17 protein-coding genes and 1 tRNA gene are annotated in these 17,148 nt (G+C 68.1%); 8 read left to right on the top strand and 10 right to left on the bottom strand.

Annotation, left to right across the window (positions count from 1 at the left end; translation table 11 throughout):
* The 3 genes from VFE28_11140 to VFE28_11130 all read left to right on the top strand — a co-directional run.
* On the top strand, nucleotides 1-269 hold a 269-nt coding region (locus VFE28_11140; GenBank protein ID HZM16546.1), incomplete at its 5' end, for a GYD domain-containing protein.
* A 47-nt stretch (nucleotides 270-316) separates the two neighbouring features.
* Nucleotides 317-1,381 (top strand): hypothetical protein, encoded by a 1,065-nt coding sequence (locus tag VFE28_11135; GenBank protein ID HZM16545.1) that lies wholly within the window; start codon nucleotides 317-319, stop codon nucleotides 1,379-1,381.
* A 485-nt stretch (nucleotides 1,382-1,866) separates the two neighbouring features.
* Nucleotides 1,867-2,379, top strand: a complete 513-nt coding sequence (locus VFE28_11130) for a hypothetical protein (GenBank protein HZM16544.1) — start codon at nucleotides 1,867-1,869, stop codon at nucleotides 2,377-2,379.
* Nucleotides 2,380-2,415: 36 nt separating this feature from the next.
* Here VFE28_11130 and arsS read toward each other — a convergent pair whose 3' ends face one another.
* Genes arsS through VFE28_11115 form a run of 3 tightly spaced genes read right to left on the bottom strand, consistent with a single transcriptional unit; the run spans nucleotide 2,416 to nucleotide 4,564 of the window.
* Nucleotides 2,416-3,459, bottom strand: coding sequence for an arsenosugar biosynthesis radical SAM (seleno)protein ArsS (gene arsS / locus VFE28_11125; protein ID HZM16543.1), 1,044 nt, complete (start codon nucleotides 3,457-3,459; stop codon nucleotides 2,416-2,418).
* Nucleotides 3,460-3,518: 59 nt separating this feature from the next.
* Entirely contained in the window at nucleotides 3,519-3,851 is a 333-nt protein-coding gene (locus VFE28_11120) for an arsenosugar biosynthesis-associated peroxidase-like protein (GenBank protein HZM16542.1), read from the bottom strand.
* Nucleotides 3,848-4,564: a hypothetical protein gene (locus tag VFE28_11115; protein ID HZM16541.1), complete on the bottom strand. Its 717-nt coding sequence runs from the start codon at nucleotides 4,562-4,564 to the stop codon at nucleotides 3,848-3,850. The genes VFE28_11120 and VFE28_11115 overlap by 4 nt, the downstream gene beginning before the upstream one ends.
* A 229-nt stretch (nucleotides 4,565-4,793) precedes the next feature.
* Here VFE28_11115 and VFE28_11110 point away from each other — a divergent pair, with 229 nt between their 5' ends.
* Entirely contained in the window at nucleotides 4,794-5,138 is a 345-nt protein-coding gene (locus VFE28_11110; protein ID HZM16540.1) for an STAS domain-containing protein, read from the top strand.
* Between the two features lie 25 nt (nucleotides 5,139-5,163).
* Here VFE28_11110 and cdaA read toward each other — a convergent pair whose 3' ends face one another.
* Together cdaA and folP are read right to left on the bottom strand one after the other, a co-directional pair.
* On the bottom strand, nucleotides 5,164-5,928 hold the full coding sequence (gene cdaA / locus VFE28_11105) for a diadenylate cyclase CdaA (GenBank protein ID HZM16539.1): 765 nt from the start codon (nucleotides 5,926-5,928) through the stop codon (nucleotides 5,164-5,166).
* A 60-nt stretch (nucleotides 5,929-5,988) separates the two neighbouring features.
* The gene (gene folP / locus VFE28_11100; protein ID HZM16538.1) at nucleotides 5,989-6,825 is read right to left on the bottom strand and encodes a dihydropteroate synthase; all 837 of its coding nucleotides are present in this window, start codon (nucleotides 6,823-6,825) and stop codon (nucleotides 5,989-5,991) included.
* Nucleotides 6,826-6,972: 147 nt separating this feature from the next.
* Here folP and VFE28_11095 point away from each other — a divergent pair, with 147 nt between their 5' ends.
* The 4 genes from VFE28_11095 to VFE28_11080 all read left to right on the top strand — a co-directional run bounded on the left by VFE28_11095 (nucleotide 6,973) and on the right by VFE28_11080 (nucleotide 11,605).
* Nucleotides 6,973-7,944: a MoxR family ATPase gene (locus VFE28_11095; protein ID HZM16537.1), complete on the top strand. Its 972-nt coding sequence runs from the start codon at nucleotides 6,973-6,975 to the stop codon at nucleotides 7,942-7,944.
* Nucleotides 7,945-8,019: 75 nt separating this feature from the next.
* Nucleotides 8,020-9,864: a hypothetical protein gene (locus VFE28_11090; protein HZM16536.1), complete on the top strand. Its 1,845-nt coding sequence runs from the start codon at nucleotides 8,020-8,022 to the stop codon at nucleotides 9,862-9,864.
* Nucleotides 9,865-9,899: 35 nt separating this feature from the next.
* Nucleotides 9,900-10,277, top strand: coding sequence for a DUF1844 domain-containing protein (locus tag VFE28_11085; protein ID HZM16535.1), 378 nt, complete (start codon nucleotides 9,900-9,902; stop codon nucleotides 10,275-10,277).
* A 248-nt stretch (nucleotides 10,278-10,525) separates the two neighbouring features.
* The gene (locus VFE28_11080; GenBank protein HZM16534.1) at nucleotides 10,526-11,605 is read left to right on the top strand and encodes a hypothetical protein; all 1,080 of its coding nucleotides are present in this window, start codon (nucleotides 10,526-10,528) and stop codon (nucleotides 11,603-11,605) included.
* Between the two features lie 6 nt (nucleotides 11,606-11,611).
* Here the strand turns inward: VFE28_11080 and VFE28_11075 are convergent, their stop codons facing one another.
* The 5 genes from VFE28_11075 to VFE28_11055 form a co-directional block, all read right to left on the bottom strand.
* On the bottom strand, nucleotides 11,612-12,010 hold the full coding sequence (locus VFE28_11075) for a type II toxin-antitoxin system VapC family toxin (protein HZM16533.1): 399 nt from the start codon (nucleotides 12,008-12,010) through the stop codon (nucleotides 11,612-11,614).
* Nucleotides 12,011-12,431: 421 nt separating this feature from the next.
* A complete protein-coding gene (gene ftsH, locus VFE28_11070; protein HZM16532.1) occupies nucleotides 12,432-14,618 on the bottom strand; it encodes an ATP-dependent zinc metalloprotease FtsH in 2,187 nt (728 codons plus the stop codon).
* Nucleotides 14,619-14,684: 66 nt separating this feature from the next.
* Nucleotides 14,685-15,197, bottom strand: a complete 513-nt coding sequence (gene hpt, locus VFE28_11065; protein HZM16531.1) for a hypoxanthine phosphoribosyltransferase — start codon at nucleotides 15,195-15,197, stop codon at nucleotides 14,685-14,687.
* Between the two features lie 318 nt (nucleotides 15,198-15,515).
* On the bottom strand, nucleotides 15,516-17,048 hold the full coding sequence (tilS, locus tag VFE28_11060; GenBank protein ID HZM16530.1) for a tRNA lysidine(34) synthetase TilS: 1,533 nt from the start codon (nucleotides 17,046-17,048) through the stop codon (nucleotides 15,516-15,518).
* 21 nt (nucleotides 17,049-17,069) lie between these two features.
* Nucleotides 17,070-17,146, bottom strand: a tRNA-Met gene (locus VFE28_11055).
* Between the last annotated feature and the right edge of the window lie 2 nt (nucleotides 17,147-17,148).

Genomic DNA, 17,148 nt, shown 5'->3' with positions numbered 1-17,148 from the left:
TGAGTCGCATCGCGCCGGACGCCACCGCGGACGCGGGGTCGTTCCGGCAGATCGCGGACAAGGTGAAGAAGACCATCCAGAAGGAATGTCCCGAGGTGGAGTGGAAGTCGAGCTACGTCACCTTCGGCCGCTTCGATGTGATCGACGTCTTCGAGGCCCCGAGCGAACGGGAAGCGCAGCGGGTGGCGATGATCATCCGGCGCTTCGGGAAGGCGACGACCGAAACGATGCAGGCGATCCCCTGGGACGAATTCTTGTCCCAGATGTAGAGCGGCGTCCTTGGCGGAAGCCGCTTCCTTTCCCGGCAGGAGTGTCGATGCGGCGAGTCGTCCTGGCGGCATGGTTCCTCGTGTTCGTGTCGGCGTGCGAGCGCGGCTCGAGCGCCGGGAGGGCTGCCGGCGCGCTGGAGCGGCAGAGCCATGGCGTCGCCGCCCGCAGCACCGATCGCGCCGCCGCGGCGAAGGTGCGCGGCATCGTGCTCTCGACCCACACCAACGGCTCGGACTGGGCGTCGCCGGACATCGGGGCGACGATGGCGGACCTGCGGGCCGTGGGTGCGACCTGGGTGAGCATCCATCCCTATGCACGCATCGACGGGGATGGCAACGTTGGTTTCCGCCCCATCGATCCCGCCGCGCCTCCGCCACACCTGGCGCGACCCATCGCCGCGGCGCACGAGGCGGGGCTCGAGATCGCCATCACGCCGCACCTGGCCTACTGGGGCTCGCCGTTCCGCTGGGCAGGCGACATCGAGTTCCACGACGACGCGTCCTGGGAGCGCTTCTTCACCGCCTACACCCAGTGGGTGGTGACGCTGGCGCAGGCCTGTCCCCAGGCCAACGGCTTCATCCTGGGCACCGAGCTCGACCGCACCCTGGGCCACGAGGAGAGCTGGCGCGAGCTCATCCGTCAGGTGCGCGCCGTCACCAAAGCGCCGCTCTCCTACGGCGCCAACTGGAGCGACTACCAGCGCGTGCCCTTCTGGGACGCCCTCGATGCCATCGGGATCCAGGCCTACTTCCCGCTCGCCGACAGCACCGGGGCAAGCGCGAAAGAGATCGAAAAGGCCTGGGAGAAGCGCATGCGCACCTTGCGCGCCTTCGCCGCCCAGCACAACCGCCGCATCGTCTTCACCGAGCTCGGTTACAACCGCGCCTTCGCGGCGCCCGTGCGACCGTGGGACGCGCACGTGGACGGCGAGGAAGCGGAGGCAGTGCAGGAAGCCTGCCTGCGTGTCGCCCTGGCAGCGGTGGAGCGCGAGCCCAGCGTGGCCGGGGTCTTCCTTTGGAAGTGGTTCCCCAACCCGCGTCCCGTCGGGCGGAACTTCCAGCTGGCGACGCCGCGCCTCAAGCAGACGATCGCTGCCGTCTGGCTTCCATGAGGCCCTGGCGGGCGCTCACTCCCTCGTGAGATATCGCCGTGACTGTCGTCGCCGACGACAGGGAGTGGCCATCACGGCGACCGGTGCGGCTCAAGCAGGCGGGGGAAAGTCACGCCGGCGCAGCGACTTGCTTAAGCGGGGGCGACTGGGACGGGTCTTGCCTGGTGTGCCGAGTGCAGCGGCGCAGTCGGCACGCAAGCGCTGGGAGGAGCCTGCGGAGTCGACCGGGATCGTGGCGCCCACGGTGGCGGGCAAGGATGTCCGGCGGCCGAACGGGGCGGTCGCTCTACGGGACGGCGTGGGTTTCTGGCTCTCGCAGCACAGAGGCCGGCGATCCGCGCCGCTGCAGTTTTCGCCACAGCGTTGCCGCACACGCCTCGTTGCGGGGCGTCGTGCCGGCACGCCGTCATTCTGGCGCGCCACCGGCTTGACGCCGCGGGCACGGAAACTATCTTAGAGGTTGAACCTTCCCGTGGAGGAAGGCGATGCGTCCTCCTCGAAATCTTGCGATCCTCGTCCTGCTCTTGACCCTCGGGGCCTGCGAGCCCCGCCAAGACTGCGACCGCACCGATTGGCCGCTCACCCCAGTCCCACTGGACTCGCTTCTCACCGCACCGCAGACGGTGGTGATCGGGTCGCGGACCTACACCCTGCGCACCGATCTGTACCGCGATTTCATGCCCTCGTTCGGCCTCGAAGGCGAGGAATGCCAAGGTGGACCCTTGCAAGCGCTACTGGGCGTGGTGGCCACGGATTCACTGCCCGTCGACCCCACACTGGACGCGGACCGCGTGTGGGTGGTGCAGAAGGCCGAAGGGCGCGAAACCACGCTCGTGCCTGCGGCGGTGCTGGAACCGTACGTGCTGGGCCGCCGGGCCGAAGGCGACGGGCCGCGCTGGGACACGGACATCCGCGTCCAGGTAATCGTGCACCTGCGCGCCGGCGGCGCCGAAGCCCTGCTGCGCGCCGCCGACCAAAAGATCCAACGTCTCTATTGATGGATCCCCGCAACGCGGTGGGCGTCGTAGGAGCGATCAACTCACCGTGGCGCCGCCGCAGCTCGAGCCGCCGCCGGCGGTGCAGCCGAAGCAATGGTTGCCGATCACGATGCGGCGGCGAGCGAGAGCCTCGGCTTCGAAGCCGAAGACGGTGGTCGGCACCGCCGCCTCCACCGGCAGCTCGAGCATCTGATTGAAGTCGCAGTCGTAGAGCTTGCCGTCCCAGCCCACGGAGAGGAGGTTGCGGCACATGACGCCGGCGGCGGCGGGCGGGTTGTAGGCATTCACCAGGCGCTCCATGTACGACTCGTAGTTGCCCGAGTCGAGCAGGTACTCGAGGAAGCGGCTGATGGGCATGTTGGTGATCGTGTAGAGATGGTTGAAATCGATGTCATGGTGCTGCTTCAGCCAGTGCTTCCATTCCGCTTCGAGGGCGGCCTGGTTCGCCGGCAGGAAAGCGCCCACCGGATTGGTAATCAGGTCGAGCACCAGCTCCGGATCCCGCCCATAGCCGACGGCGTTCAAGCGCCGCAAACCCACCAGGGACCCTTCGTACACACCGCTGCCGCGCTGCGCGTCGGTCTGGCGCGCGTTGGTGGAGGGCAGCGAGGCGATCACCTCGACGCGGTGCGCCGCCAGGAAGGCCGGAAGGTCGTCGTGCTTGGGGAGCAGCAGCACGGTGAGGTTGCAGCGATCGAGAACGCGGCGGCCGAGCGCGCGGGCGCGGGTCACGAGGGCACGGAACTGGGGGTGCAGCTCGGGGGCGCCGCCGGTGATGTCCAGCGTCGGGATGGCCGCTGTCTCGAGGACGCGGAGGCAAGCTTCCACGACTTCCGGCGGCATGCTCTCCCGCCGGTCCGGTCCCGCGTCCACGTGGCAGTGGCGGCAAGTCTGGTTGCAGAGCTTGCCCAGGTTGATCTGCAGGGTGTCGATGCTGGTGGCGCGGAACGGCAGCAGGCCGCTCGCATCCAGGGCGGCGGCGAAGTTCCGGCGGAGTGGCGTGCCCTCCAAGCGCTGGCGCTGCAGCGCCGGGTCCGCCAGGGGATGGGAGCGCCGGAGGAGAGAGGTCGTCGTCGGCATGGCTGCATCACTGCTTTCGCTCACAGCGGGGCCGAAGACCGGCGCGGGAGCCGTCGTGCTCACATGGAGAGGCGTTCGACATGGTGCCGCATCTGGACACCGTGCACGAGGGAGGAGCCGCCGCGGATCGCCGCCGCCACGTGCACCGCCTCGGTCATCTGCTCGGCATTGGAGCCCTTCTCGAGACAGGTCTGGCTGTAGGCGTCGATGCAGTACGGGCACTGGACTGCGTGGGCGACGGCGAGGGCGATGAGGGCCTTCTCGCGTTCCGAGAGCGCGCCTTCGCGAAAGACGGCGGCGTACCAGGCGCTGAACTTCTCCCACAGCTCCGGGGCCTCGGTGCCCATCTCCGGAAAGCGCGGCAAGTCCTTGTCGTCGTAATAGTGGCTCATGGGCCTCTCCCTCCATGGGGTGAGCGGAACAGGGCCTTCACCGCGGACCAGGTGACCTGCTCCACCGGCAGCGGCGCGGGGATCACCTTGATGCGCAGGTAGAAGCTTCCGGGGGCGTCTTCGAAGCTCCGGAGGCCGCCCGCGCCGAAGTCGTAAAAGGTCGGGTGCGTCGTGCCGACGCGCGGTGGGTTGGCGAGGGCGAGGCCCGCACTCGGGTTGTGGATCGTGACGGCGAACCAGACATCGGGCCCGATGACGACCTTGTTGCCCGGTACGGTGTAATGCACGACGTGAGCGCCCGGGACGTAGGGGCCCAACTCGTACGGCCCGGCCTGCAGGGGTCCGACGCCGCTATCGTCGGGATCATTGGCATAGAAAGCGATGGTGAAGCGCGTCCCCGTGCGCACCGGCTGAGCGAAGAAAAAATAGAACTGCGTCAGTTTACCGGCGAACAGCAGGTGCGCGTCGTCGGCGAAGGTGATGTCTTCGCCGGGGCTCCAGTAGAGGAAGTTGAACAGGTCCGAGTTGGTGTAGGTCTCGCTGTCCGCCTCGGCGGTGAGGAAGTCGTCGTCGATGGGTGCGAAGACGTTGCCGGCGGTCTCGCCTTGCACGTGCCAGGGGAGGGCCATGGTCTCCCCTGGCGGGCGCGGGTCGGCAAGGGCGCCGGCCGCCACGAGACCCGAGGCAAGGACGGCGAGAGCGAAGTGCCGCATGGACACGATCCTTCCGTCACGGAAGTCGAATGAATGGTACGTCCGCCGCGGCGGCCGGTCAATCGGCCGGGCCCGGCGCGCCCACCCAACGGGTGGGAGGCATGCAGCGCCGCCGTCGCCCGCGTGCGCTCCCCGCCTGCGATTCCGCCTGACGTCGTGGGGAAGGCGTGGTATTCTCGCTTGCAGATCCCGAGGAACGCTGCTCGCAATCCGAGCCGGAGGAGGCGCGATGAGCTTGCACGTCGAACGCGTCGGCGAGGTGGCCGTGGTCGTGCCCGAAGGGATGCTCAGGGGCGGCAAGGAAACGGACGAGCTGCAGAACGTGCTGCGGAAGCTCATCTACGACGGGCAAAAGAAGACCATTCTGGATCTCGCGAAAACCTCGCACATCACCAGCCTCGCCATCGGCGTGCTCACCGGGGTGCACGCCAGCGCCAAGACCAAGGGGCTGCGGTTCTGTATGTGCAACATCGAGTCCCGCATCCAGAGCGTCCTCTTGACACTCATGCTGCTCAACATCTTCGTGGTCTATCCCAACCGGGCAGAGGCTCTGAAGGCGCTGGCGGAGGACTGAGGTCTCCCTGCAGGCGTCGGACGCTTCAGGCGGCCTTTTTCTTCGGCAGCACCACGAAGAGGCTGGTGAGCTCGCTGCGCAACGCGGTGGGCTCGATGTTGAGGCGCAGCTGTCCGTCCAGGGCGAGCGAGAGGCTGCGGGTTTCCTCGGACACCACCACGACGATGGCATCGGTCTCCTCGGCGAGGCCGAGGGCGGCACGGTGTCGCGTCCCGAGCGTCGCCGCCAGGTGCGGATCCGTGGTCAGCGGGAGGATGCATCCCGCTGCCACCAGCTGGTTGCCGCGGATGAGGACGGCGCCGTCGTGGAGCGGCGTGGGCGGGGTGAAGATCGTTTCCAGGAGCTCGCTGGTGACGCGGGCTTCGATGCGCGTCCCGGTCTCCTGGATGGCCCGCAACTCCGCCTCGCGCTCGACGACGATGAGGGCGCCCCGCCCTTGCTCGGCCAGGCGGTGCGCCGCCTGGGCGATCTCGCCGATGGGACCGGCCTCGTTGGTGCGCACGAAGTTGCGGAAGAGCGGATTCTGGCCCAAGGCCGCCAGCGCCCGGCGCAGCTCGGGCTGGAAGAGAATGACGAAGGCGATCACCCAGACGGTCTCGAGGTTGGAGACGATCCAGTGCAGCGCTTCCAGTCCCAGGATCTCGGCGGCGATCGAGGTGATCATGAGGAGCGCCAGACCGACGAACATCTGGGCGGCGCGAGTGCCGCGGACGAGCAAGAAGACGCGGTAGAAGAGAAAAGCCACCAGGAGGATGTCGAGGATCTCGAAGAGGAGGCGGAATCGCGTCATGTCCTGTCTCCCGGTCTGCAACGGTGAGCGCCGCGAGTTTCGGCTCCCCGGCGGCCCGGGTCAAGGGAGGGCGCTGCCGCCTTCGAGGGCCTCGAGGACGCGGAACAGCCGCCGCGCGGCGCGGGCGTCGTGCACCCGCAAGCATTCCACCCCATGGTGCCGGCACCAAGCGCTCACCGCCAGGTCGCCCTCCAGACGTGCCAGCGGTTCCGGCTCGGCCAGGAGCCAGCCGAGGAAGGCTTTGCGCGAGGCACCCACCAGGAGCGGCCGCTCGTGCACGCGGAGCGCGTCGAGGTGGCGGAGGAGCGCCAGGTTGTCGGCGTAGCGCTTGCCGAAGCCGAGGCCCGGATCGAGCAGCAAGCGCTCCGCGGCGATCCCGGCGCCGCTGAGGTCGTTGCAGCGCTGGTCCAGCCAGGCGCGGACCTCGAGCACCACGTCGTCGTAGCGCGGCGCCACCTGCATCGTCCGGGGTGTGCCCTGCATGTGCATGAGGACGATGCCGCAACGGGAAGCGGCCAAGAGCGGCAGCATCTGTGGGTCGAAGCGCAGGCCGCTGATGTCGTTGACGATGTCGGCGCCGCAGTCGAGGGCGGCGCGGGCGACGGCGGCCTTGGTGGTGTCGATGGCAAGCGGCACCTCGAGGCGGCGGCGCAGGCCCTGCAGCACCGGGAGCACCCGCTGCAGCTCGGTCTCGAGCGGCACGGGGGCCGCGCCCGGGCGAGAGGACTCGCCGCCCACGTCCAGCAGGTCGGCGCCGTCCTCGACGAGCTGCACGCCGTGGCGCACGGCGGCTTCGGCGTCCTCGAAGCGGCCGCCGTCGGAGAAGCTGTCCGGGGTGACGTTGACGACGCCCATCAACAGCGGGCTGCGGCCGCAGACGAGCCGGCGCGCGCCCACGTGCCACGCTCTCGGCGTCGCGGGGGTCATGCGCCGACGGTAGGTCCGGTGCCGAGGCGCGTCAAGGCAAGGCGTGATACCATTCGGCAGCAAGGAGGTTCCGTGGCCGAAGCGAAGCGGCCGCCGCGGCGCAGTCGTTCGCGTCCGGTGGCCCTGAGCCAAGACGGTCGCTGGGCGGAGCAGGATGGCGTGCGCTTCCAGCTCGCCCGGCCCGACGAGACGCAGCGGGAGTGGATCGGCCAGGACGAGGTCCTGCGCCAGTTGCTCGCCTGCTGGCTGGTCGTGGATGCGGAGGACGCACCCCTCGTGCCCCGCATCAAAGGTGTGCCGGGAATCGGCAAGACCACTCTCGGCATGGCGGCGGCGCGGGAGCGGGAACAGCAGCTCTACATCTTCCAGTGCACCGCGGACACGCGCCCCGAGGATCTCCTGATCACTCCGGTGCTCGCCGAGGCTGGCCGCATCGTCTACCACGCTTCGCCGCTGGTGACCGCCATGGTGCGCGGCGGCGTCTGCATCCTCGACGAGGGCAACCGCATGAACGAGAAGAGCTGGGCGTCCCTGGCGCCGCTCTTCGACCAGCGCCGGTACGTCGAGAGCATCATCGCCGGCATCATGGTGCCGGCGCACGCGGACTTCCGCGCCTGCGTCACCATGAACGAGGACGAGTCCACCTTCGAGATCCCGGACTACATCCTGTCGCGCCTGCAGCCGACGCTGGAAGTGCAGTTCCCGAATCGGGAAGATGAGATCGCCATCCTGCAGTACCACTTGCCCTTCGCGGAACCGGAGCTCATCAACCTCACGGTGGATTTCCTGCAGCGGGCCCACGGTCTCGGCCTCGACTTCTCGCCCCGCGATGGGGCGCACATCGTGCAGTACGCCGTGAAGCGCCGGGCCCAGGAGAAAGGGCACCCGCTCTCCAAGGACACGGCGTGGCGCGAGGCGGTGTTGCGCGTCCTCGGCGAGGAAGCCCTGGAACTGGAGACGCTGGCCGCCAAGCGCCGGCGGGCGCAGGGCCAGGCACGGGGACCCCTCGGCCTCGGCGACTTCTTCTTCGATCCCGAAGATCCGCTGCACCCGGACCGGCTGGCCGAAGATGAAGAGGACGAGGAATAGGACGGCGCCTGGCGGGTGCAGGCCGGCCGGGCGCCGGGCGGCCGGGCCCCCGCGCCGCGCCGCCGACGAGCCACGATGACGAAGCAGGACACAGAGCCGATCTTCGCCTTCTCCCCGCGCATCACCGCGTTTCCCGTGGTGCATGGTAGCGGCGACTTCGCCCAGGAAGTACGCCGCCTGCTGCTGGAGCGCCACTTCGATTGCCTGGCCGTGCCGCTGCCGGCGTCGTTCCAGGCCGCAGTGGAAGCCGTGGTGCACAAGCTGCCCGAGGTGCACCTCGTCGTCCAAGCGGCCCCGGATGGGGAACGGGGCAGCTACGTCCCCGTCGAGCCGTGCCAGCCGGTGATCGCGGGGCTGCGGGTGGCGCTGCAGGAGCACGTGCCGCGGGCCTTCGTGGATCTGGAAGAGCCGCATTACGAGCCGTACTCGGAACCCGTTCCCGATCCGTACGCCCTCAAACGCGTCAAGCCCGAGCGCTTCGCCGCGGCGATCCTGCCCTTCATCGCCACGCCCGAGCCGGGAGCGCCGCGGGAAGGACGGCTGCGGCGGATGGCCTTCGAGCTGCACCGGCTCGAGCTCGAACACGAGGCGATCCTTTTCCTGCCGGCGGTGCAGGACTGGCCGTGGATCCGCGACGCGTATCGCGAGCGCGCCAGCTACCCGGAACACCAGCGCTCCTGGCAGCGCCCTCAAGCCTGGAAGGTGACGCCGGAAACGCTCTACTTCGCTCTCGGCGAGCTGCCTTTCGTGACCGCACTCTACGAGAAGTTCCGGCGGGAGCTGCGAAGCGACGAGCATCTGTCGGTGGACGGGGTGAAGGAGCTGCTGCTCGCGGCCCGCTCCCTCTGGGACAAGGATCGCCCGCCGGAGCAGCGTTGGGTGTCGCCGCAGGTGCTGCGCGTGCTCCTGCAGTACGTTCGCAATCTCACCCTCATGGACGGGCGGCTGACGCCGGACCTCTACACTTTGGCAGTGGCGGCGAAGCAGGTGGCCGGCGATTCCTTCGCCGTCGCCTTGGTCGAGACCGCCAAGCAGTATCCCTACCAAGGGCAGCCGGCGCCGTTGCAGGCGGCGCGCGTCGGCGACGGCGAGGGCATCCTCGGCGGCGGCGGGCAGATGGAGCTCGTGTCGCGACTGCCCGGGCCGCCGCGCTTCTGGCGCCACCTAGCGCTCAAACCGCAGCCCGATCCGGTGCGGCGGCAGCGCTGGGTGCAGCGCTGGAATCCCTTCCGCCAGTGCTCCTGGCCTCCCGAGGACGACCGCATCGAGAGCTTCAACACCCACGTCCGCGAGCAGGCGCGTGCATTGCTCGCCGAGGATCTGGCGCGGAGCGAGAAGTTCACCAGCTCCCTCAAGGACGGGATCGACATGCGCGAGACGCTGCGCAACTGGCACACCGGCGACCTCTACGTGAAGGAGGTGCCGCCGAGCCGGGGCGAGGTGGAGGTGGTGGTATTCCTCTTCGAGGATCCCGTGGACGAGGACCGTTATGCCTGGCGTTCCACCTGGTATGCCGAGCACGAGGAGGAATCGACGCTCTGCTTCTTCGCCACGCCCTTCCGCGAGCAGCTCGTGGGCCCGGGTGTGGCGCTGGCGAGATACGGCGGGCTCTTCCTGCTCTTCCCGCCGCGGCTCCTCCCGGATATCTGGCACGATGCCCGGCTCGACTTCACCCGCACCGCGCCGGACCGGCTGGTGGCGGGGGCGCTCCTGCACTCGCAGGAGCGGCACGTGGTGCTGGTGGCGCCGCGGCCGCCGCGGGCGCGCTGGCGCTTGCTCGCACGCCGGTGGCGCCGCAAGCTGCTCTACATCCCGCTGGCCCGCTTCTCGGGGCAGACGATCGAGCGCTTGCGCCACTTCCACGTGCTCAACGATCAAGATGTGCGCAGCTATGCGGCGCGCTTCATCCGCGAGTTCTGAGGAAGAACGAGTTCCGAGGCAGAAGGAGTCGACGCATGAGCGAGACGTCGGTGAACGAGCTGTTCGTCAGTCTGATCATGCAGCTGCACTACACCACCTGGGTGCAGCTCGGGAAGGTGTCGCACCCGGTGACGGGCAAGTCCGCCCGCGACCTGGACGCCGCCAAGGAGAGTATCGATCTGCTGGGGGCGCTGCAGGAGAAGACCCGCGGCAATTTGCATGCGGAGGAGGAGAAGCTCCTGTCGCGGCTGCTGCTCGACCTGCGGATGAACTACGTCGAGGAGCTGAAGCTCGGCGCGACGCCCACCGAGTCCCCCGCCACGGCGGAGCCTCCCGCTGCCGAAACACCCGGTCAGGACGTCGCCGCCGGAACACCCGGGCAGGAGCCGGCCGCCGGCAGCACCGGGAGCTGAGGCGGAGCCGTCCACTCCCCCTACAAGGCGGGTACCTGCTAGGCTGTGGCGACTGCCTGGCGCAATTCTCGGGTTGGACCGCCATGAAGCATTTCCGGGCCTGTTGCGTTTCCCTTTTCGCCGCGATTCTCGGCGCTTGCGCCGAGGATCCTGCAGCCCCGGCACGCAGTTCGATCGAAGGCAGGATCCAATACACGGACGGCCAGCCGGCCGAGGGAGTCGTCGTCATCGTCGGCAACAAGCCCCCGGTGAACAGCGACGCCGCAGGCATGTTTCGGGTCGACCGTGTCGGCCCCACCTATGACATCACGCTTCTCAACGGGGCCTCGGCCCTCGTCTACTCCGGCCTGACCCGCAGAGACCCGTTCTTCGAGTTCTGGGGCGGAGGCCTTGGCCGAGGCGGATTCAACCCTCCGTTTGTTTCATTCTCTACGGCCACGATCAGTGGAGTCGTACCTCCTGCGGCTGACAAGACGACCAAGGTGTACTTCGCCCCCAACGACATGGTTTCGGGGGCCATTGCCAGCCCTTCCACCGGCGACTTCACCCTTGAGGTGCGGTGGTCGGGACCGACGGTCGAGGGCACGCTCTACCTGCTGCGCTGGACGGCCGGAGCGGACGGTCTGCCGGCGCAATACGATGCCTTCGCCAGCCGTCCACTCGTCCTCACCGCCGGTAGCTCCACCACTGAGGGATTCACCGGGGCGGATCTCTCCGATCCTCCAGAGGCGCAGGTCAGCGGCTCCGTCGGGATCCCGAGCGGCTACGAGCTCGAATCGATCACCACCATGATGAGTATCGGCGGGGCATCCTTCCTCTACAATTGGCAGTATCGCCGCCCGATTCCCGGAGCGACCTTCGACTACACGGTTCCGATCCTCCCTGACGCCGAATTCTCCGTCGAAGCGTTCGCTTCTCAGGAGGGCCAGCACACCTTCCGACGGCGGCCCCACATCACACCGCCAGAATCCGGAATCGTTCTCGATCTACCCCTATCGCCGCAGATCATTGCGCCAGCGAATGCATCGGTGGTGGGCCGGTGGACAGAGTTTCGCTGGATGGAGGGTGGAGGGCCGGGTGTCTATTGTGTCTGGATCACCGGGCCTACAAACTTCGTCCTTTTCCTGAACGGAACGAGCACGCGGATACCCGATCTTCGCGAGCATGGTTTCGGCTTGCGACCCGGCGGGTACTACACGTGGGCCGTCTACAAGTACTTCCAGTACGCCAACGTGGACGAGCTGGCCAGCTTCGAGGAACGGCACACCACCAGGCCGGAGATCGGGTTTGCATATTCGAGTGATCGCACCTTCACCACGCCCCCGTGACCGCGGTCAATACCTGACTCTCTGGATCTCCGGGAAGTCGTCGAAGCTCGCGTCGAAGCTCATGACGCGGTCGACGCCGTGCCGTTCCATCACTGCGAGGTGGAGCGCGGTCCGCGCCGAGAGCCGGGGGTGGCCGAAGACGATGGTCTTGGCTCTCTCGACGGCGCCGGCGTCGATGGGAAGCACCTCGTCCACCACACCGAGAAGGACATCGAGACAGGGCTGGATCGCCTCGCGGCAGTCGATCGCGACGTACCGGCGCAGGATCTCGTGCAGCACTGCGGCGTCGGTCACCAAGGGACCGCCTTCGGTGATGGAGATCTCCAGCCATTTCTGCGCCTCGACCTTGAACCGATGGGGTGTGCCGACGAGGAGCATGGGAACGTCGGAGTCGACGAAGATCACCGCGAGACCTTGCCGGGTTCACTGCTGTGGGCTGCCGCGCGTGCGGTCGAGAGATCGCTCGACGGGAAGGCGTGGCGGGAGGCGTGTCGCACGAGGGCGAGTTTTTTCCTGAAGTCGCCGCGCGGCTCTTCTCTCGCCGCCGCCCGGAGCGCCTGCCGGACCCATGCGGCCACGGTGAAACCGCGGCTGCGGGCGAGGAGCTGGAGATCGCGGACCTCTGTCTCGCTGAATAGGACCTGAAGCCTCTTACTCATGCCCATGAGTATGAAAGACTCATGCCGATGAGTCGGAGGCTGGTCGGAATCCACCGCGTGCCCTTGGCGAACACCTCGCAAGCGAGCCGAAGCGAGACAATGGCCAGCGAACACGGGGTGTCAACGGGGATCACTCCGGCCGTCGCTCAGGTGGTGCCGAGACGCCCTCAGGAGGGAGTGTCGAGGATGCCATCCGCGTCGGGGTTCGCAGGCTTTTCGGGCGGATTCTGCGCCGAAGCCGCAGGCTGCGTCCGCTCGGCACCTGCACCGGGAAGCGCCGAGGCGTTCGCGGTGGCGTCTGCAGCGGCGCTGGGGCTCGCGGCGGTGCCCGCGGCGGCCCCTGCGGCGGTGCCCGTGGCGGTGTCGGAGGTGGCCGGAGAGCGGCCGTCGTCGCGGGACGCCTTGCCATCGTTGCGCGCCCCGGCGCCGTTGCCGCTGGCGCCATTCATCGGCGGCAGCTCCTCGCCGGTGAGCAGCTTGCGCAGCTCGTCGCCGTCCACGGTCTCGCGCTCGAGGAGCGTCTTGGCCAGCAAGTGCAGCTGGTCCATGTGCTCCACCAGGATGCGCTCGGCGCGCTGGTAGCACTGCTGGATGATGGCGGCCACTTCCTCGTCGATGCGCTCCGCCGTGGCCTCGCTGAAATCGCGTCGGTGGGAGAAGTCCTTGCCCAGGAAGACCATTTCCTCCGGCTCGCCGTAAGCCACGGGACCGAGCTTGTCGCTCATGCCCCAGCGGGTCACCATGCGACGCACGTGCTTCGTCGCCATCGAGATGTCGCTCTGCGCGCCGCTGCCCAAGCGGTCGAGGACGAGCTTCTCTGCGACGCGCCCGCCCATGGCCATGGTCACCATGTCGAGCACCCACTCGCGGGAGACCTCGTCGCGATCGTCCACGGGGAGGGTGAAGGTGGCGCCACCAGTACGGCCGCGGGGAATGATGGTGACCTTGTGCACCGGATCGGCGTGCGGGAGGTTGTAGGCCACGATGGCATGGCCAGCCTCGTGATAGGACACCATGCGCTTGGTTTCTTCGCTCATGACCCGGCTGCGGCGCTCGGGCCCCATGATCACTTTGTCCTTGGCCATCTCCAGGTCGAGATGGCCGACGCGATCGGCGTTGTGACGCGCCGCGAGCAGCGCCGCCTCGTTGACCAGGTTGGCCAGGTCGGCGCCGCTGAAGCCGGGGGTGCCGCGGGCGATGCGCTGCAAGTCGACGCCGTCGGCGAGCGGGATGCTGCGCGAGTGCACCTTGAGGATACCCTCGCGGCCGCGCACGTCCGGCATGTCCACCACGATTTGACGGTCGAAGCGGCCGGGACGCAGCAGGGCCGGATCGAGGACGTCGGGACGGTTGGTGGCGGCGAGGAGGATGACGCCGTCGTTCGATTCGAAGCCGTCCATTTCCACCAGCAGCTGGTTCAGGGTCTGCTCGCGCTCGTCGTGGCCGCCGCCGAGACCGGCGCCGCGATGGCGGCCGACGGCGTCGATCTCGTCGATGAAGACGATGCAGGGCGCGTTCTTCTTGCCCTGCTCGAAGAGGTCGCGGACGCGCGAGGCACCGACGCCGACGAACATCTCGACGAAGTCGGAGCCGCTCATGCTGAAGAAGCTCACCGAGGCCTCACCGGCCACGGCGCGGGCGAGGAGCGTCTTGCCCGTTCCGGGCGGTCCGAGGAGCAACGCGCCCTTGGGGATGCGGCCGCCGAGACGCTGGAACTTCTTCGGGTCCCGGAGGAACTCGACGATTTCTTGCAGCTCTTGTTTGGCTTCCTCGCAGCCGGCCACGTCCTGGAAGGTGACCTTGGGACGATCGCCCTCGAGCAGCTTGGCGCGGGACTTCCCGAAGCTGAAGGCGCGGTTGCCGCCACCTTGCATCTGCCGCATCAGGAACAGCCAGAAGACGATGAGAAGGAGGAAGGGCAGGCCCGAAGCCAGGATGCCCAGCCAATTGGCCTGAGGCTGCTTGGCTTCGAGCACGGCACCGGGGTTGCGCTCGCTGATGCGCTGCAACAGATCCGGATCCTCGAAGGGGATGGTGGTGCGGAAGTGGCTCACCTTCCCCTGCCCTTGGGCGAGGGACTTCTCGCGTCCCAGCTCGCCCTCGATCTCCTTCTCGATGAACGTGAGCTTGCGGATGTTGCCCCCGTCCACTTGCTGGAGGAACTCGGAGTAGCTGATCTGCTCGTGGCGGGGCTTGCCGTAGTAGTAGTGCTGGAAGGAGAGGAGCACCGCCATGAACAGCACCAGCCACAAGGCCACGTGCCGGAAGGGGCGGTTGCGGCGCGGCGAGCCCGGGAGCCCGAGAGACGGGCGCTGGCGCTGCCGGCGCTGGTTGCCACGAGGATGATCGGCCATGTCGCTCTTTCGTTCGGACGGCCGGCGGCGGGCCACCGCCCGGCATCACGGTTCAGTACTGCCCGGTCACAGATCCAGAACGCCGATGTAGGGCAAGTTCCGGTACTTCTCGTCGTAGTCGAGACCGTAGCCCACGACGAATTCATTGGGGATCGTGAAGCCCACGAAGTCGAGAGGAACTTCGACCTGACGGGCGGTGTGCTTGTCGAGAAGAGCACAAACCCGCAGGCTCCGCGGCTGCCTGATCTCCAGCTGTTTCAGTAGATAGCGCAGGGTGAGGCCGGTGTCCACGATGTCCTCGACGATGACTACGTCGCGCCCGCCGATGTTGGTGCCGAGATCACTGAGCAGCCGCACGGTTCCCGAAGTCTCGGTGCCGCCCTCGTAGCTGGAGAGCTGCAGGAAATCGATGTGGTGCGGGATGGTGATCGACCGCATCAGGTCGGTGAGGAAGACGACTCCCCCCTTGAGGACCGAGACCAGGAGGGGCAGGCGTCCCCGGTAGGCGTCGGAGATCTCCTGCCCCAGCTCCTGCACCCGTGTCATCAGGGTTTCTGCCGGGATCAGGACGCGCCGCATCGGGATGTCCAGCTCGTACTGCAAAGCGCCGCGGTGCGGGGCGCCGGAATGGGATGGCGGGGTCACGACGCCGGTTTGCGGGGCAGAGGTGGTGCCAGCAGGCGGGGCAGCCGCGCTCCCGGAATGCGGGCGGGCAGGGGCGGCGGGCCTCTGAGTCGGCACGATGACCTTTCCAGTTGGACGGACGCTTCGCGTGATTGGGGCTGGGGGTCGGGCCTCCTGGTCACTGGCCCGGGCTTCCCTGCCGGATTCGACCGGCACAACCGCGGATCCTAACATTTTACGGCATCCTCCCAAAACCCTGCAAATCAACCGAACCTACGTTTCTTCACGCACTTCCGCAAGGTAGAGAACGAGACGCATGGCGCTCCTGCTCTTTCCGTCCAGGCGGCAGCGTTCGGCGATGCCCACCCCGGGGATCCATACGATGCCGCTGGAGTCGGCGACGACCGGCCAGCCAGGGCGCAAGCGGGCGGGAATGCGACGATCCTGCAGGATCCGCGTGAGCCGCCGGGACCCTGGGGCGCCGAGGAGGCGCACCTTCTCGCCGCGGCCGCCGGTGCGCAGGACGAGCGGCGCCGTGGTCTTGTCGGCGCAAACGACGGTGACTGTGGTGGAGGGGAAGGTGTCGGGGGGCAGTGCACCGGCCTCGGGGATGGGCAGTTCCCGCAACGCTTCGTACGCGGCCATGGCGTGGGCGTGGAAGGAAAAAACGGGCGGTTCGGACGTTTTCGTGGCGAGCAGCCGGTGAAGTCTGGCGCCTGGCGCCGAACGGACGATCGCGGCCGCACTTTGGATCACTTTGGTGCCCTCGATGTGTAGTGCGAGCGGTCCGGGGAGATCGAGTTCCTGGCCGTTTCGACCGCTGTGAACGAATTCAGAGGCGAGGCTCAGATGGGTCCGGCGGAGACCCAGCTGCCCTGCGGGATCGAGCCAGAGCTGGAGGAGAACCCGCAGCAAGGGTTCCTCGAGCCTTCGGAGAGGTGCCAGGTCGAGGCTCCCGGTGTCTTCGATCGTCGGTGCTGCGCGCACGGGAGGACGTGTGCTGTTTCGTGCGGCCTGATCGGCGGGAGTAGGAATGCTGTCTTGCGGCGGGGTCGAGCGGGCGCCTTCCAGGACGGACTCCGCCTTGCTCCGCAGCACGGACCACAGGGCGCGGTGGTCCTCGAGACTGGCGCTCCACCGGCCGCGCCAGCCCACACCGAAAGCGGCATCGAGGGCAGGGAGCACCTGATGCCGCACCCGATTCCGGGTCCGCGAGAGGTCCTGGTTCGAGGCATCCTCGCGCCAGGGTTGTCCCAGGGAGTGGAGGTACGCGACGAGCTCCTCGTGCGGGCAATCGAGGAGCGGACGGATGAAAGGCACCGGCGCCGCGCGGCGCCAGTGCATGCCCCCGAGTCCCCGCAGTCCGCTGCCGCGGCCGAGACGCATGAGGGCGGTCTCGATCTGATCGTCGAGCTGATGGCCGAGAACGATGGCGTCGCAAGCGAACCGTGACGCCGTCCGCTGCAGGAACTCGTGCCGCGCCTCTCGCGCCGCCGCTTCCCCGGCCCGTGGCTCCCCCCAGACGCCGACTTGCACCTCGAGACCGAGCTGCGCCCCGAGAGAGCGGACGAACTCGGCATCGTCTGGCGCGCTCGGGCGGAGGCGATGATCGAAGTGGGCCACCAGGAGCTGGTGGCGAAGGAGCGGCGCCGCTTCGACCAGGAGGCGCAGCAGCGCCACCGAGTCCGCGCCGCCGGAGACCCCGAGCAGGAGGTGCGCGTTCGCTCGGACGCCGCACGGGCCGGCGAGATTGCGGCATGCCTTCTGGAGGAGCGTGAGACCGTCTTGCGCTTGCATCACAGCCATGGCGGCTCGGGCGAGGAGGGATGGTGCCGGCGCAGGGATTCGAACCCCGGACACGCGGATTATGATTCCGCTGCTCTAACCAACTGAGCTACGCCGGCAC

Source organism: Candidatus Krumholzibacteriia bacterium (assembly GCA_035649275.1).
In the GTDB taxonomy this organism is placed as follows: Bacteria; Krumholzibacteriota; Krumholzibacteriia.
This window is presented reverse-complemented; position numbering and strand designations above follow the sequence as displayed.

Bases quoted from the DNA above. Each gene is read 5' to 3' on its own strand.
- hpt (HZM16531.1), bottom strand. From the start codon at position 15,197: ATGCGGCGCGTCCTGATCCCGGCAGAAACCCTGATGACACGGGTGCAG.
- VFE28_11130 (HZM16544.1), top strand. From the start codon at position 1,867: ATGCGTCCTCCTCGAAATCTTGCGATCCTCGTCCTGCTCTTGACCCTC.
- VFE28_11090 (HZM16536.1), top strand. From the start codon at position 8,020: ATGACGAAGCAGGACACAGAGCCGATCTTCGCCTTCTCCCCGCGCATC.
- VFE28_11110 (HZM16540.1), top strand. From the start codon at position 4,794: ATGAGCTTGCACGTCGAACGCGTCGGCGAGGTGGCCGTGGTCGTGCCC.
- VFE28_11085 (HZM16535.1), top strand. From the start codon at position 9,900: ATGAGCGAGACGTCGGTGAACGAGCTGTTCGTCAGTCTGATCATGCAG.
- cdaA (HZM16539.1), bottom strand. From the start codon at position 5,928: ATGACGCGATTCCGCCTCCTCTTCGAGATCCTCGACATCCTCCTGGTG.
- VFE28_11120 (HZM16542.1), bottom strand. From the start codon at position 3,851: ATGAGCCACTATTACGACGACAAGGACTTGCCGCGCTTTCCGGAGATG.
- VFE28_11115 (HZM16541.1), bottom strand. From the start codon at position 4,564: ATGCGGCACTTCGCTCTCGCCGTCCTTGCCTCGGGTCTCGTGGCGGCC.
- arsS (HZM16543.1), bottom strand. From the start codon at position 3,459: ATGCCGACGACGACCTCTCTCCTCCGGCGCTCCCATCCCCTGGCGGAC.
- VFE28_11135 (HZM16545.1), top strand. From the start codon at position 317: ATGCGGCGAGTCGTCCTGGCGGCATGGTTCCTCGTGTTCGTGTCGGCG.
- ftsH (HZM16532.1), bottom strand. From the start codon at position 14,618: ATGGCCGATCATCCTCGTGGCAACCAGCGCCGGCAGCGCCAGCGCCCG.
- tilS (HZM16530.1), bottom strand. From the start codon at position 17,048: ATGGCTGTGATGCAAGCGCAAGACGGTCTCACGCTCCTCCAGAAGGCA.